This window comes from Leptospiraceae bacterium (genome assembly GCA_016708435.1).
Classification (GTDB): Bacteria; Spirochaetota; Leptospiria; order Leptospirales; family Leptospiraceae; genus UBA2033.
Genome location: JADJFV010000034.1, coordinates 418,553 through 435,259, shown reverse-complemented (window position 1 = coordinate 435,259; position 16,707 = coordinate 418,553). Strand labels below are relative to the sequence as shown.

Below are 16,707 nucleotides of genomic sequence, written 5' to 3'. Positions count from 1 at the left end.
AATCTTTAAAAGTAAATCTTATACCTACTCTCTATGCTTTTCCTTTCTTCGGCTAATCGATTGTTGTCCCAACTTAAATATTGCCCGAGTTTGGAGAGGATTTTCTCGTTATTCACTGGATCTGGCTTACCTGGAACTCCAACTCCTGATCTTCTAAAATAAAAATCACTTGCGTATATTATATCTTCTTTGTTTGCGATATGTGCCATTTCTTCTGCATAAATATGTTCCCCATTTTGCAAAACAAATACCTCCTTTTCATTTGGAAATTCTTTTAGAATAGTTCTTGCTTCACTTCCATAACGATGCACAAGTGTTTCAATTTTTTCACCGGACTCTTTGGGAAATTCTTTTTGCAATTCGTTTTCCAAAGATTTAAAATCAGTAAAATGTCCGCCAAGTATAGGTGTAATCTCAGTTTTACACTCTGAAAAATTGGATGGTAAAAACTCTGCAATTTTATCCACTAACTTTTCAGCCAGTAAGCGGCTAGTAGTGTACTTGCCGCCAAGTGCGGAGTAGAAGCCAGGAAATCCTTCGTCTTTATGATCCATGATTTCTAATTTGCGAGAAGCATTGTAAGTTGACTTACCCTCTTGCTCTACGAGTGGACGAAGCCCTCCATAATAAAAATCTACATCCTCTATTTTTAGTTGAATCGAACCGTAAGCGAAATTTACTTCTTCTAAAAGATCTTCAATGTCCTGTTTGGTAATTTTCAATGCATCCGGCGAATCAGTATAAACCGTATCAGTTGTTCCAATTATAGTTTTATTTCTCCACGGAATAATAAATAAATGAGTTCCATTTTTCTTTTTTAATACCACTGTAGTATCTTTACAAATCTTACGGGTAATAATATGTATCCCCTTAGATCTAACAAGCTTGGTTTCCATTCCGCTATAAGCCATCGATTCAATCTTATCTGCCCAGGGTCCTGCTGAATTCACAAGAGCTTTTGTTTCTACTATTGCAATTTCTCCGGATAAACTATCTTTTAGTTTAACAAATAAGTTCCTTTCGAAGTTTTCTCAATATTTAAGACTTCAGTATAATTTCTACAAACTGCCCCATGATTACGAGCTGAGAATATAAACTCTGTCGTATAACGCTCTGGATTTAGATTTGCATAATCATAGTAGAGGTAAGAGCCTTTTAGCCGCTCTCTAGGAATTTCTGGAATCTCGTGGATAGTTTCTTCTCGATTGTGAAAGCGATATTCGGGTATTAAATTATCCAGGTGAATCATTTTATTTCGATCATAGGATAACTGGTTATAAAGAACCATTCCGAGTTTAGTCATCACTGTATCTTTAGCATTGTAAACTGGAATTTGAAAGCCCATTGTATAAAGTGCATGAGGAGATATGCGAGCTAAATTTCTTCTTTCTCTTAAAGATTCCCGAACAAGACCAATTTCAAAATTCTTTAAATACCGAAGTCCCCCATGAATTAATTTTGAAGTTGCCTGACTTGTTCCAGACGCATAATCATTCTTATCCACTAAGAGACATTTCATCCCTCTAAGAGTTGCATCCCAGAGAATACAAGCCCCTGTGATTCCACCACCAATGATTAATACATCTAATTCTTTTTCCTTTAAATCTTTGATTGGAATTCGGTTTGATTTCATTTTAATTTCTCCTCTGATTTGAAAAGTCCGTAAAATAAAAGATTTTCGACGAGTGCAAAAAACATTTCTTCATCTGCAATTTCTTGTCTGAAGTAACCACTTACAATTACGTCTAGTGCCCCTTTTAACATGCCCCATGTCGCACCTGCTAGCAGATAAGGCGGGATATCTCGAATCTTTCCTTCTTCTTTTAGTCTAAGAAAGATTTTTTCCATAATAGCCATTCGCTTTAGTCTTTCCTCTTCTACTTCCTTTAAAATTTCTTCGCCTACATTTTCTTTTATAATATTCTCTTCACATTTTTTTTGCATGAGATAATCTTGTGGCGAATTGATATTATGCTCTAAGTAGACTCTTACTGTTTTTCGTGCCAGATCCTCTGCTGAAAGTTTTAAATCAATATTGTCCAATTCACTTAACAATTCGATATGACGATTTAATACAATTCGCATCATGAGTTCATCTTTGCCCTTGTAATGCAAATAGAGTGTTCCTCTACCAATTCCTACTTCATTTGCAATCATATCCATACTGACTAGAGCTGGATTTTGTTTTTTAAAAAGGGATTTGGCTGTTTCTAAAATCTCTTCTCCCCGCTTAATAAATTCTCTTTCTTTACGAGATTGCACTTTTGATTTGATTTCATTTGAGACCAAGTGTGCCTCCCGGATTCATAATTCCTTTTGGGTCAAGTGAATCTTTTAATGCTTGCAATGTCTTTAATCCGAGTTCACCGACTTCTTCTTTCATCAAATGAGAGGTTAATCGACCTATGCCATGATGGTGCGATAGAGAGCCATTGTTTTTATGGATAACATCTATTAGCCCTTTATGAAATTTGTTAAATTCGCCTACTTCATCTTTTGTATCCATTGGGCACATAAATATAAAATAGAGATTGGCTCCATTTTCATAAGCATGAGAAATATGCACAAGGGAAAGTGTGTTTTGTTTTTGTTTTACATAATCACGAGCCGCTTTCCAAAGTCCGAGGAGATTATCCCAAGTAACCGCAGTTTCGAGGGTATCAATCATAACGCCTTGGTCCATTAAAGAGTCCCGTAGATAGGCACTCGAATATCTTTGCTCCAACCATTTATTCACAAACGGATTTTCCGGTTTCGAATGCTTTATTTTGTTTGGCTACTTTTCTCACTTTCTTCAAAAGAAATTTCGTGTAGTCGGGATCTCCGTCAATAATTACATACATCAAGCAACGCTTCATCGGATAATAGCGAATTAACTTTAAAAACTTATCAGAAATACTTCCTTCTTTGCCAGACATTCTAAAAGAGATATCAGGCTCTTCTGGATCTTGGAGTCGGAAGAAATGAGGCTTTCCAAAACCACCCTGCATAATTTCGCGCATTGCTTTACAGCCAGATTCAAAGTCAGGAAAGATAAAAGAAGTCATGGAGGAATCTTCCGCTTTATACTTTCTAACTTTTAAAGTAACTTTTGTGATTACACCGAGTATCCCCTCTGAGCCTAAGAAGAATTTGAAAATATCAGGACCGATAGAAGCAGCAGGATAAGGTTTTGTTTCTATAATTCCTTCGGGGGTAACAACAGTAACCGCAAGAGCGATATCTTCCATTTTTCCATATCCAGTGGAAGCCTGCCCTGCTCCTTTAGCAGCAACCCAGCCACCCACAGTAGAAAATTCAAAAGATTGAGGGAAGTGGCCGCATGTATATCCTTTCTCGTTTAGAAATTTTTCTAATACCGGTCCAAACACTCCAGCCTCAGCGGTTACGGTTGTGTTAGTCTCATTTAGCTCAATAATTTTATTTAGATTTTTTAAATCAAGGGAGACTCCACCCTTAGGAGCTTGCAATGCTTTTGTTACGGAAGAATTACCAGCAAAGGGGATAATTGGAATTTTCCACTCATTGCAAAGTTTAACTATTTGCAAAACTTCTTCCTGCGTTCTCGGAGATACGACTGCATCAGGAGGATTTTCTACATTGCCCATTCTAGCCTGGAGAATTTCCATATAGAATCTTCCAATGCTATGACGCGCTCTTTCGAAATCAGAGTCGAAGAAATTATTCTCTCCCACAATTGCTTTCAGTTTGTTTGTAATCTTAGCTGGAAGAGTTTTCTTTCTTTCGAGAGAAATATCCATGTCCCCTGGCAAATGCGGTTTTGGACTTTCTTTGATTCCAAAGGATTTTTCGAGAAATTCCGCTGCATGGTGGTTTAATTTCTCCTCTTTTTTAGGATCTCCCCATTTATAAATCTGCCTGTAAGTGCTGTTTGACATATCACCCTCTTTTTGAACTATCGTCATTATATGAACCATTGTCTATTTTGTAAACTAAAAAAATTACCACGATCGGACACGGGTAAATTGCCCTCTTCTCTTTGCGTCTCCGCGGCTTTGCGTGAACTTCCTTTTTTAATGACTTGCTTTTCTATGAATGTTTTTAATTAGATATATACTATACAGGGTATTGTATGAGTAATTATCTTGGATTAAATTAAATAAAGAATCTATCAAAAAATATTTACTTTATTTAAAATAGCTTCTAAAAGTTAGGTAGATCATATGCGATTGAAAAATAAAAACTGGTTTTTAGGTTTTATCTTAACAATAATAATTTTCACAGCTTCTTTTATTCTTTTTTGGCCTGGGGGGGTAAGCAAGCATAAGCCCATCAGCAATTTTGAAAAACCAACAAGAATTCACTTTAGTCATTCCATGTATTTTGAAGAAAATGCAAGATCGGGCTTTTCCTCACCACAAGAAGTAACCAAAGCATGTATCAATTGCCATCCAAAATCTGCTGAAAATGTAATGAAAACCTCGCATTGGACATGGCTCAGGTCAAATAAGAGTTCAAGAAAAGAAGAAAGTATTCTTACAATTGGTAAGAAAAATCTCATCAATAACTTTTGTATCAATGTTACCGGAAACTGGCCATCCTGTACTAAATGCCATGCAGGATATGGCTGGGAAGATCAGACCTTTGATTTTAAGAAATCGGAAAATGTAGATTGTCTTATTTGTCACGATTGGACTGGTACATATACTAAGGACTTAGCGGGTATGCCCAGTAAAGATGTGAATTTATTGGCTGTGGCAAGAGGTGTAGGATATCCTAAAAGGGATAATTGTGGAATGTGTCATTTTTCTGGTGGTGGTGGAATGGCAGTTAAGCACGGAGATCTAGACGATAGTCTCATAAATGCAGTGGAAAAAGTCGATGTCCACATGGGAAAACACAAAATGCTATGTATTGATTGCCATAAAACAAAAGATCATCTAGTTCCAGGCACAGCATTTTCTGTATCCATTGAAGAGAAAAACCAAGTTGATTGTAGTAACTGTCATGAAGAGAATGTTCACAAAAATGAAAGAATCAATGCTCATACAAAATCAATCGCCTGCCAAACCTGTCATATCCCAAATTATGCAAAACGAACTCCAACGAAAATGACATGGGATTGGTCAAAGGCAGGAGATTCCAATAGAAAAGAAAGCATCCATGAATATTTAAAAATCAAAGGTGAATTTACTTATGCTATGAATCTTAAACCAGAATACTATTGGTTTAATTTAAAGGTAGATAGATATCTGCAAGGTGATAAAATTGAACCCGGCAAACTGAATAATATCAATTATCCGCAAGGAAATAAGAATGATAAAAATGCAAAAATCTGGCCATTTAAAATTCACAAAGCAACACAACCCTATGATAAAAAACTAAATATTCTTTTACCCGTTGTAACATCAGGAGAAGGAGGCTATTGGAAAGAGTTTAATTGGGATAAAGCGATTCGACTAGGAGCCAAGGAGAATAAAAGTGAATACAGCGGTGAATATGGATTTACCGACACTCAAATGTTTTGGCCACTCTCTCATATGGTAAGCTCAGCAAAAGATAGTTTGAGTTGCAATGATTGTCATGGAAACTCTTCGAGAATGGATTGGAAATCACTTGGATATGATAATGATCCTGCCATCATTGGTGGACGTGATCTATCCAATGTAAAAGGAAAGTAGGAGAAATTATGAACCGTTATATGGCAATTTTGGTAGTCTTTTCTGCAATGTTCTTCCCATTTGAAAAAGAAGCTCAGTCAAGTAAACTTCATCCTCTTATTCCTTTGTTAGATAAAAATGGAATAAATGTAAGATCATCCAATGGTCAAATTTCTACAGATCAAACTTGTAGCAAATGTCATGACACAGAATACATATCTAAAAACAGTCACCATGTAAATAAAACGATTCAAGTAGATTGTATTCAATGCCACTTTGAAAATGGAAAGATAGATTGGAAACCGAGTCAAATCAATTCATCTGGTGAATTAATGAGAGAATATCTTACTATTCGCAGTCCAGAAAATGAGAATTGCAATTCCTGTCATGGACTTATTCACCAAGGAGATAAGCCACTTGCGTTTCCAACAGATTTCTTTACACCCGGAAAATATGAACAAACCAAACGAACCGGAGAAATCATTTCTCATCAAAAAATACAATCTTCTTTTTTGAATTTGGAAAATAAGGATACTACTGATTATGCGTGGGATATTCATGCAGACAGAAGAGTTCACTGTGTTGATTGTCATTTTGCTTCAAACAATCCCAAAAAAATGATACCTAAGAAAGACAATGAATTAAAACATTTAATTCAAGATCCAAGAACTACGAGTCTGGCTTCTTTTCTGACTCGACCAGATCATAATCTTACCACCTCGGAATGCTCTAACTGTCATAATCCATTGTTGATACATGATATGATTCCATATAAGAAAAAACACATGGAACGCGTTGCCTGTCAGAGTTGTCATGTTCCCTTAATCAAAGGACCGGCTTTATTAGAAATTGATAATACAGTCCTTACAGAGCTTGCTAGTCCAATTTATAAATTTAGAAATATCGATGGTTATCCTCAAAAATCTATCAATGTAGAATACATCAAAGGGTATTCCCCATTTTTACTACCTCAAAATGAAAAACTTAAACCCTACAATTTTGTAACTGAATGGAATTGGGTTTCTAAAAAATCAAATCAGAAAATATCTATAGATTCTTTGAAAACTATCTTGAATTCTAAAAATCAAACAGAGAATACAAAGCTAAAAGATTTATTCGACCAAAATAAAAATGGAAATATAGAAGGCGTTGAATGGGTTTTAGATAAGCAGGAAAAATATGAATATATCAAAAATCAATTGCAGTCATTATTAAACGATGAATTGGAAATTAGAGGTGAAATTGGAGTATTCCCTGTAGTGCATGGAATATTGCGTGGTGACTCTGTAACCAAAGACTGTTCTAGTTGTCATAGCAGCGAATCTAAATTATCCACAGATATATTTATTGGAGACTATCTCCCAGGTAGGAATCTCCCAAAAATAGCAGAGGATTCTAAATTGGCAGAAAATATTCTTTTCATTAAGCAAGATAAAGATAGATTTTTTGCAGAAGCTAAAATTGAGAATGCTGGATTCTATGTTTTTGGATACGTAAAACAAAAATGGATAGATTATTTAGGTCTATTTCTATTCGGACTTACAGTCTTGGGAATTATCTTGCACAGCGGATATAGAATTTTAAAAGCAAGGGAAATAGTATCTACTCATGAAGAAATGAAACAAGTATATATGTATTCATTTTATGAAAGACTCTGGCATTGGACATCTGCCCTTGGAATTATTTTTTTACTTATCACAGGAATTGAAATTCACTTTCCAGATTCAATTCCTTTTTTAAGTTTAACTGTTGCAGTCTATGCTCATAATATCCTGGCTTTTATTTTAATTGTAAATGCATTTCTATCCTTTTTCTATCATGTTGCCAGTTCTGAGATTAAACAGTATTTTCCGCCCTATAAAAGTTTTTGGAATGATAGCATTGCGCAAATTCGATATTATACGCATGGAATATTTAATGGTGCATCCCACCCGCTTGAAAAACGAAAGAAAGAAAACTCAACCCACTTCAACAGATCACCTATCTTGCAATTTTAAATTTACTATTACCCATTCAGGTAATAACTGGACTTTTGATTTGGGGCGAAGAAAGACTTCCTGGAATTCTAAATTTCCTCGGTGGACTTTCTGTATTAGCCCCCATTCATACATTAGGATCTTGGATGTTCTTATCTTTTTTATGTATGCATGTTTACCTTACTACAACGGGTCATACATGGACATCGAATATCAAGGCAATGGTAATTGGCTATGAAGATGTAAAAAAAAATGGAGTCTAATAAAAGTTAATCTTGGAGAAAACTATGGAACAAAGAGAAGAAAATTATATTAACCCTTACCTTGGCGGAACACTCCTTGGTATTGTACTTTTTTTGGCTTATTATATAACTGGAAATGGATTGGGTGCGTCAGGCGCAATCAATCGCATTCAAGTAGCAATATTAGATGTATTTGCAAGTAACCATGTTGATAGAGTTGCCTACCTTGCTCATATGGGCGGTGGGAATTTGAATCCATTAGATCATAGTGGACTATTTATGTTATTCGGAACTTTTGTTGGTGGTCTAATATCAGGTCTTTTTTTTAAAAGAGTGAAATTGGAAATTCGTAAAGGTCCTCAAATCTCCAATCAGAAAAGATTGGTTTTAGCAGTTATTGGCGGAATCATTATGGGTTATGGGGCAAGAATGGCTAGAGGTTGTACTTCAGGGCAAGCATTGAGTGGTGGTGCTGTGCTTTCTGTTGGAAGTTGGGCATTTATGCTGGCGGTCTTTGCTGGTGGATATGCGATTGCCTATTTTGTAAGAAAGGTTTGGAATTAGGAGAAAACTATGGGACCATTTGATATTATTTCATTATTCGGAAAGTATTGGGGATATTTTGTTTTTTTCTTGATTGGTATCGGATTTGGCGGTGTTTTAGAAATGTCCGGTTTTGGAGATTCTCGAAAACTAGCTGCCCAGTTCTATTTCAAAGAGATGAGAGTTTTAAAGGTAATGTTTACCGCAATCATTGTTGCGTTAGTATTAATATTCTTGAGTTCTTCGCTTGGACTGATTGATTTTAAAGGAATATGGGTAAATCCAACTTATCTTATGCCGGGAATTATCGGTGGGCTAATCATGGGTGTAGGTTTTATAATCGGTGGATTTTGTCCGGGCACTTCCCTTGTCGCAACTTCTACACTGAAATTAGATGGACTACTATTTCTAATTGGAGTTCTAATCGGAGTAGGATTTTTTGGAGAGACCGTTGGATTTTTTGAAGAATTTTGGGAGTCTGGAGTAAAAGAACGTTATCTATTATCCGATCTTTTTGGAACTAGTATTGGAGTAACGGTAGTAGCCGTCATCCTTGTGGCAATCATCGCTTTTTACTGGGCTGAAATAGGTGAAAAAGTTTTTGGACAAAATATTCCATGGAAAGAAATTAATCTAATTCCAACGAATTCTAAGAATATGATCGCAGCCTCTATTTTGCTATTCTTTGCATTAGCAGTTGCATTTCTTGGACAACCGGACGCTGATAAGAAGTGGCAATATGTTTCTGCAAAAAATGAACCCTTTTTACTTAAAAGAGAGGTATACATTCATCCGGGTGAGTTAAGAGAATTAATGCATGACCGTCAATTGTATCTAAAGGTCCTGGATGTTCGAAATGAAAGTGACTATAATTTATTTCATTTAAGAGATGCTGATAGAGTAGATTTTCAAACAGTCAGATCGCCCAAATTTGCAGACGAGTTAAGCAAGATTGGTTCAAATACTGTCATTGTTGTTTTATCTAATAAAGAAAAGGATTCTACTTTAGCTTGGAAATTACTGAAGGCGCAAGGAGTGCTAAACATTTATATTCTAGAAGGCGGAGTAAATGAATGGCTAAAATATTTTCCTTTGCCAGAAGATATAGCTATGAAAAAAAGCCTGAAGGGGAAGAAGAGTCATTAGACTATGAATTTTTTAAGACAGTTGGCTTAGAATTTAATTCTTCGATACCAGAAATATCTCACGGAATAATTCTCATCAAATTGAGTTCATAAAAAAAGTTAAGCTACAAAAGAAAAAAGCAGCAATGGGTGGTTGCGGGTAATGGTTGTTTACTTTTGTTATTCATGAAACCCTACCGGAGCAATCTCAATACCATTAAGTTAAGAATTTTTTTACCACGAAGGAGTTTCTTAAAACTTTTCTTTTCTTCGCGCCCTTCGTGGTTAATCTTTCTTCTCTCTTTCTTATCCTAATGACATTGGAAGCAAGCCCAATGCTGTCAACTAGAGGATTTTTAACAATACTAATTTTCGAATTTACCAGGAATTAATTGCTCTCTTATCGGTGGAATTCTTTATTAATTCCAATATAACGACGCTTGATTCCAACTTATTAGAATATTTATTTGACGAAAATAAAAGGGTTCGTTTTATTGTATTTAATTTCACTAAACTATGTTTTAAAAATAGGAGTTTTTTTATGGCAAGACAATTCAAACCCGAAACAATCGCGCTACACGCAGGTTATACCAAGGGAGATCCGGCAACTACCTCAAGAGCAGTTCCGATCTACCAGACTACTTCTTACGTATTCAATGATACAGATCATGCGGCTCGACTTTTCGGACTCCAAGAATTTGGAAATATTTACACTCGTCTAATGAACCAACGACTGATGTTCTCGAAAAAAGAGTTGCGGAACTCGAAGGCGGCATAGCGGCATTAGCCACAGCTTCCGGTCAATCAGCAGAGACGCTTGCCTTATTAAATATTGTCGAAGCAGGACAAGAAATCATTGCTTCTTCTTCGCTATACGGTGGAACATACAACCTACTCCATTACACTTTTCCGAAAATGGGAATCAAGGTTCATTTTGCAGATCCATCGGATCCAAATAATTTTAAAAAATATTTCAACGATAAAACTCGCGCTGTGTATGCGGAAACTCTTGGTAATCCGAAACTCGATACTCTCGACTTAGAAGCAATTGCGAAAATTGCTCATGATAACGGAGTTCCGTTTATAGTAGATAACACACTCCCTTCTCCTTATTTGGTAAATCCAATAGAGCATGGTGCAGATATTGTTGTTCATTCCCTTACAAAATTTCTGGGCGGACATGGAACTTCTCTCGGCGGTATCATTATTGATGCAGGAAAATTTAATTATGGAAATGGAAAATTTAAAAACTTTACAGAGCCAGATCCAAGTTATCACGGATTAAAATATTGGGATGTATTTGGAAAATTTGAACCATTTGGTGGGGCTAATATTGCTTACATCATCAAAGCACGTGTGCAAGGTCTCCGAGATTTAGGTCCTGCGATTTCTCCTTTCAATGCTTGGCAAATTTTACAGGGTGTGGAAACTTTACCAATTCGCATGGAGCGTCATTCGTCTAACGCATTAAAAGTAGCAGAATTTTTAAGCAAACATCCAAAAGTTAGTTGGGTAAATTATCCAGGACTCTCATCTGATAAAAATTATTCTCTAGCAAAAAAATATCACAAGAAAAATCTTTTCGGTGCAATCATTGGATTCGGTGTTAAAGGTGGTGTTACAGAAGCAAAGAAATTTATAGACAGTTTAGAAATTTTTTCTCTTCTTGCAAACGTAGGAGATGCAAAATCACTTGCGATTCACCCTGCATCAACAACACACCAACAATTAACAGAGGAAGAACAAAAGTCAGCGGGGGTTACTCCTGATTTTATCCGACTCTCTGTTGGTCTAGAGCATATTGATGATTTAATCGTCGACTTAGAAGAAGCTTTAAAAAAAGTGTAATCTATGTTTAACAAGAATTCCGTTGGAATTGTTCGCACAGAAATTGCAAAGTTGCCTGATTTGACTCTAGAGAATGGAGCCATCATTAGCCCTCTTGAGATTGCTTACGAAACTTACGGAATTCTGAACCCAAGTAGAACAAATGCTATTTTAGTTTGCCATGCACTTTCAGGCAATGCTCACGCTGCTGGATTTCATGAAGGCACGGAAAAAACAGGATGGTGGGATGAATACATTGGTCCCGGCAAAGCGTTTGACACTAATAAATACTTTGTTATTTCCACTAACGTCATTGGGGGCTGCAATGGAAGCTCTGGTCCAACGAGCATTAACCCCAAAACTAACAAGCCTTATGGTTCAACGTTCCCTTTTGTATCCATTTTGGATATGGTCAATGCACAGAGACTACTATTAAATTCTTTTGGAATTAGCGAATTATTCTGCGTAGCTGGTGGTTCAATGGGCGGAATGCAGGCATTGCAGTGGAGTGTTAGTTATCCCGATGTTGTAAAAAATTGTATCATTCTAGCCTCTACCTCTGAGCATAGCGCTCAACAAATTGCATTTAACGAAGTGGGAAGGCAAGCAATTCTATCCGATCCAAATTGGAATGATGGGGAATACGGTGATAATCCGCCCAAAAAAGGATTGGCACTTGCTCGAATGGTTGGTCATGTTACTTACCTTTCAGATGATTTAATGCGTGAGAAATTTGGTCGCAAACCGCCGCGCGGAAATATAAAGAACACAGATTTCGCAGTCGGAAGTTATTTAATTTACCAAGGGGAGACATTTGTAGATCGGTTCGATGCAAATTCTTATATCTATGTTACGAAGGCACTCGATCATTTTAGTCTTGGACGCGGAGAAGAGTTAACTCTTAATTTGTCGCGAGCAAAGGCAAATTTTTTAATCATTGCTTTTAGCTCCGATTGGTTATACCCTCCTTACCAAAGTCGAGAAATTGTTAAATCTCTGGAAGTAAATGCAATTTCAGTGACTTATTGTGAAGTAAATTTTTCCAAAGGACATGATTCCTTTTTAGTTCCAAATCCAGAACAACATCATCTCATTCATCATTTTTTAGAGTTTGCTCAAAATTTTTCAATCTTCTATGAAATCTAATTCTATGACTATACCTATTTTACGACCTGACTTTCAATACATACTGGATTTAATTCCTACCGGCTTCCGCGTGTTAGACCTTGGGTGTGGCGATGGCGATCTTCTTTATTTACTGAAAAAAAAAGGAGTTCGCGGTCAAGGCATTGAAAAAAATGAAGACTGTATTTACAAATGCATTGAGCGTGGAGTCATTGTACACCACGGTGATTTAGATGAAGGATTAAAGCATCATATCAAAAAAAGTTTTGACTATGTGATACTAAATCAAACAATTCAAGAAACGCATAATCCAGGTAATATCATTAAAGATTCACTTAGAATTGGGAAAAAAGTAATCGTTGTATTTCCGAACTTTGCACATTGGAAAAATAGACTTCAAATTTTATTTAAAGGCATAACACCAGTATCCGACAATCTACCCTATCGTTGGTATAACACTCCTAATTTACATTTTTTATCAATCACTGACTTTGAAGAATTTTGCGCCGTTCAAAAATTTAAAATTGAAGACCATGCTTTTTTCAGTGACAAAAACCGAATTGAAACTAAACCAAATTTATTTGCAAAGTTAGCACTTTTTGTGCTTAGTGAATAATAGCCAATTAAGGAAAAAAAATACTATGATAAAAAGATCCGTGTGGCAGGATTTAAAAGACGCTATCCGCGGAACAGAAGCGGACTATACAACTATCGACATGAAGCGTGCTATTTTTCTTTTAGCCGTTCCGATGATTTTAGAACTAGTTATGGAATCAACGTTTGCTGTAGCAGATATTTATTTTGTAGGCAAATTAGGAGCATCCGCTATTGCCACAGTCGGAATCAGTGAGACATTTTTATTTTTACTTTACTCCATGGCAATGGGTCTTGCTACTGCCGTAACCGCAATTATTGCACGTAGAATTGGTGAGAAAAATTCTGAAGAAGCAAGCAAATCTGCAATTCAATCAATTTTTTTAGCAATTCTAGTTTCCATTCCATTTTCCATAACCGGAATTTTTTTCTCCAAAGACTTACTCAGACTAATGGGTGCCGATCCTTGGAGTATCGAACATGGTTACCGTTATACGCAATGGATGCTTGGTGGAAATGGAATCATTGTTCTACTCTTTGTAATAAATGCAATATTTAGAGGAGCTGGTGATGCGGCAATTGCAATGCGCGTACTTTTTGTTGCAAATGCGGTTAACATAGGATTAGACCCAATATTAATCTTTGGGTTGGGACCTATGCCTTCTTTAGGAATTGAAGGAGCAGCTATTGCTACCAATATCGGTAGAGGAATTGGTGTTCTTATTCAATTGTGGACACTATTTAATGCAGGAAGACATATAAAGGTAAAACTGTCAGAACTATCTTGGAATACATCGATAGTAACGCAATTAATACAAACTTCGCTAGGTGGAATTGGACAAATGCTTGTTGGTATGACATCCTGGATATTTCTGATGCGAATACTTTCAAATATCAGCAGTGAGGCAGTAGCCGGAGCAACGATAGCCTTGCGGATAATGATGTTTACCCTCATGCCCGCTTGGGGCTTATCAAACGCAGCCGCTACTCTTGTTGGACAAAACCTAGGAGCAGGAAATCCAGAACGGGCAGAATCAACAGTCTGGAAAATTGGGTTTTATAATATGGGATTTTTAATGCTTGTCTCCATAGCCTACTTCGTATTCAATCAATCCCTTATGAAAATCTTTACAGATGACTTGCGAGTCATTGCAATAGGCTCTGAATGGCTACAAATTCTATCTTATTCGTATTTAATCTATGGATGGTGGATGGTATCTGTCCAAGCGTTTAATGGTGCTGGAGATACAAGAACACCTACTCTAATCAATGTATTTTTTTTCTGGTGCATTCAAATTCCTCTTTCATATTATTTGGCAGTCATCAATTCTTTTCAGCACACTGGCGTATTTTGGGGAGTCTTTATTTCTGAAACTTCAGTGGGAATCTTTACTCTTTGGCTTTTTACGAAAGGTAGTTGGAAAAAAGTAAAGGTTTGATATTTGAACATTAATTTGTTGCCTTAAATCCTAGTTTCAATTTCACTGAAATTTCACTGCCCCGGTAGTTCAACGGATAGAACAACAGTCTTCGGAACTGTGAGTGGGGGTTCGATTCCCTCCCAGGGCAGATGAAGAGGCTCAATGTGACTGACTTTTTTAGTTCCATCATCAATATCGAAGACCGAGAGTTTAATTTTCTAAAAGACATTATATACGAAAAAACAGGGATTTCTCTTGCACCTCATAAAAAAATCATGTTACAATCGAGGCTTAATATTCGCCTCAGACAGAATCAAATTTCTACTTTTGCTGAATACGTAACAAAACTTAGAAATGACAAAATTTTTTTAAATACAGAGATTCCTGAAATTATAAATCGAATCACTACAAATAAAACCGATTTCTTTCGTGAGAACCATCACTTTGAATACTTAAAGACAACGGCATTCCCTCAATTAGAAGAAAAAGCAAAGCTGACTGGCAGAAAAAAAATTCGTATCTGGTCATCCGCGTCTTCTACTGGCGAAGAACCTTACACCTTAGCAATGACAGTGTGCGAATACTTTATTGGTAAGCCTGGTTGGGATATCAAGATATATGCATCAGATATAGACACTAACGTTCTTGAGACTGCGCAAAGAGGAACATATCGAGAAGAAAGAATGACACCGGTAAAGCAAGAATACAAAATTAAATACTTTACTTCTAAGCAGACTGAACGAGAAAAAGAATTCACTGCAAAACCTGTCCTAAAAGATCTTTTAATTTTTAAAAAAATTAATTTGTTGGAAGAGCCTTACCCTATTCAGGAGAAAATTGATATTATCTTCTGCAGAAATGTTATTATCTACTTTGATAAACCTACTCAACAAAGAATTTTTAGTCATATGGAACGAATTCTAGTGGATGATGGAATTCTAATCATTGGTCACTCCGAAACTATGTTTGGAATCTCAGAGAATTTTAAATTCTTAGGACACACTATCTATCAAAAAAAATCTATCGCAGGAAAATAATTATGATTAAAGTAGCGCTTCTTATCGGTGGAAAATCTACCGAGCATGAAATTTCCCTTAAGAGTTCAAGCTTCATCTATGCAACTTTAGATAGAGAAAAATATGAGGTAACTCCTGTTCTTATTGACAAAAAGGGGAATTGGATAATTCCAAATAGCCGTAACGCAATTCTTCCAGACATAAAAACTATTATAAAAAATTTTCCTCACGAAGAAGTAAGCGAAGAATTTAAAAAACAATTTATGAATCAAAATGAGATATTAAGCGCAAGTGGAATTTCTCTATCCAATCTTGAATGTGATCTTGTATTCATTGGTCTACATGGTGGTGAAGGGGAAAATGGTGTTTTACAGGCTTTCTTACAAATGAACTCAATTGCATATACCGGCTCCGGCGTATTAGCCTCTGCACTAGCAATGGACAAGGAAAGAGCAAATTATCTTTTTCTTTCGGCAGGACTTAAAGTAGCAAATTTTATAAACGTTATGCGAAAAGATTTTTATCTTTCTGGAGAAGGATTTCTTAAAAATTTCCGATTGAATTTTCCGGTTTTCATTAAGCCTACTATGGGTGGTTCAAGTGTCGGTGTAGGTAAAGCAAATAATATATTAGAAGTAGCAAGTAAGCTTAAAGAATTATTTTATCAGGAAGAATCTGTCCTTATTCAAGAAAATATTTCAGGAGTTGAAGTCTCCTGCGGAGTTATAGAAAAAAAATCGGGGCATTCTTTTGAAGCCGTCTCTTTGCACCCTACGGAGATAGTCCCATCGAATGATTTTTTTGACTATGAGGCAAAATATTCTGTAGGCAAATCGCATGAAATTACTCCCGCACGGATTTCGAATGAACTAACATCTAATATCCAAGAGTCTGCCTTACTTGCTCATAAGATCCTAGGATGCAAGGGTTATTCGCGCACTGATTTCATTATTCAAGATGTGCATTCCTATGTTTTGGAAACAAATACTTTGCCGGGTATGACTGAAACAAGTTTGATTCCACAGCAAGCGGCTTATGCAGGTTATCCGATGGATGATGTATTTGATTGGTTAATTGAAAATGCGCTCGAAAGGCATTCTCAACCAGAACACAAAACTATTGAATAGTGTTTAATATCGGTTAATTTTGACTAGGCACACTAATCATTTCCGCCAGTTATTAGATTGTTTTTGCTTTATTAAAAAATTAATTTTTTTG

General features: G+C 36.2%; 11 protein-coding genes, 1 tRNA gene and 3 pseudogenes. 12 read left to right on the top strand and 3 right to left on the bottom strand.

Annotated elements, in window-relative coordinates:
• Positions 1-5: 5 nt before the first annotated feature.
• From IPH52_24775 to IPH52_24765, 3 genes and pseudogenes are all read right to left on the bottom strand, one after another.
• Positions 6-1,633 (bottom strand): annotated as a pseudogene (locus tag IPH52_24775) (glycerol-3-phosphate dehydrogenase/oxidase).
• On the bottom strand, positions 1,630-2,289 hold the full coding sequence (locus IPH52_24770) for a TetR/AcrR family transcriptional regulator (protein MBK7058202.1): 660 nt from the start codon (positions 2,287-2,289) through the stop codon (positions 1,630-1,632). The pseudogene IPH52_24775 and the gene IPH52_24770 overlap by 4 nt, the downstream one beginning before the upstream one ends.
• Positions 2,276-3,899 (bottom strand): annotated as a pseudogene (locus IPH52_24765) (FAD-binding oxidoreductase). The gene IPH52_24770 and the pseudogene IPH52_24765 overlap by 14 nt, the downstream one beginning before the upstream one ends.
• 438 nt (positions 3,900-4,337) lie before the next feature.
• Between IPH52_24765 and IPH52_24760 the strand changes: the two are divergent.
• The 12 genes and pseudogenes from IPH52_24760 (at position 4,338) to IPH52_24705 (ending at position 16,616) form a co-directional block, all read left to right on the top strand.
• Complete coding sequence (locus tag IPH52_24760) at positions 4,338-5,642, top strand: tetrathionate reductase family octaheme c-type cytochrome (GenBank protein ID MBK7058201.1); 1,305 nt, start codon at positions 4,338-4,340, stop codon at positions 5,640-5,642.
• A gap of 8 nt (positions 5,643-5,650) precedes the next feature.
• Positions 5,651-7,618 carry a cytochrome b/b6 domain-containing protein gene (locus tag IPH52_24755; protein MBK7058200.1) on the top strand — a complete coding sequence of 656 codons (1,968 nt, stop codon included), beginning with the start codon at positions 5,651-5,653 and terminating at the stop codon, positions 7,616-7,618.
• The gene (locus tag IPH52_24750; GenBank protein ID MBK7058199.1) at positions 7,597-7,860 is read left to right on the top strand and encodes a cytochrome b/b6 domain-containing protein; all 264 of its coding nucleotides are present in this window, start codon (positions 7,597-7,599) and stop codon (positions 7,858-7,860) included. Before IPH52_24755 ends, IPH52_24750 begins: the two co-directional genes overlap by 22 nt.
• 24 nt (positions 7,861-7,884) lie before the next feature.
• The gene (locus tag IPH52_24745; protein MBK7058198.1) at positions 7,885-8,403 is read left to right on the top strand and encodes a YeeE/YedE family protein; all 519 of its coding nucleotides are present in this window, start codon (positions 7,885-7,887) and stop codon (positions 8,401-8,403) included.
• Between the two features lie 9 nt (positions 8,404-8,412).
• Positions 8,413-9,528, top strand: coding sequence for a YeeE/YedE family protein (locus IPH52_24740; GenBank protein ID MBK7058197.1), 1,116 nt, complete (start codon positions 8,413-8,415; stop codon positions 9,526-9,528).
• Between the two features lie 519 nt (positions 9,529-10,047).
• Positions 10,048-11,354, top strand: a pseudogene (locus IPH52_24735) (O-acetylhomoserine aminocarboxypropyltransferase/cysteine synthase).
• Between the two features lie 3 nt (positions 11,355-11,357).
• The gene (locus IPH52_24730; protein ID MBK7058196.1) at positions 11,358-12,479 is read left to right on the top strand and encodes a homoserine O-acetyltransferase; all 1,122 of its coding nucleotides are present in this window, start codon (positions 11,358-11,360) and stop codon (positions 12,477-12,479) included.
• The gene (gene metW / locus IPH52_24725) at positions 12,469-13,074 is read left to right on the top strand and encodes a methionine biosynthesis protein MetW (GenBank protein MBK7058195.1); all 606 of its coding nucleotides are present in this window, start codon (positions 12,469-12,471) and stop codon (positions 13,072-13,074) included. The genes IPH52_24730 and metW overlap by 11 nt, the downstream gene beginning before the upstream one ends.
• 25 nt (positions 13,075-13,099) lie before the next feature.
• Positions 13,100-14,491, top strand: a complete 1,392-nt coding sequence (locus IPH52_24720) for an MATE family efflux transporter (protein MBK7058194.1) — start codon at positions 13,100-13,102, stop codon at positions 14,489-14,491.
• A 58-nt stretch (positions 14,492-14,549) separates the two neighbouring features.
• Positions 14,550-14,621 (top strand) — tRNA-Arg (locus tag IPH52_24715).
• A 1-nt stretch (position 14,622) separates the two neighbouring features.
• Positions 14,623-15,510, top strand: a complete 888-nt coding sequence (locus IPH52_24710) for a protein-glutamate O-methyltransferase CheR (GenBank protein ID MBK7058193.1) — start codon at positions 14,623-14,625, stop codon at positions 15,508-15,510.
• Positions 15,507-16,616 (top strand): D-alanine--D-alanine ligase, encoded by a 1,110-nt coding sequence (locus tag IPH52_24705; GenBank protein MBK7058192.1) that lies wholly within the window; start codon positions 15,507-15,509, stop codon positions 16,614-16,616. Before IPH52_24710 ends, IPH52_24705 begins: the two co-directional genes overlap by 4 nt.
• The last annotated feature ends 91 nt before the right edge of the window (positions 16,617-16,707 follow it).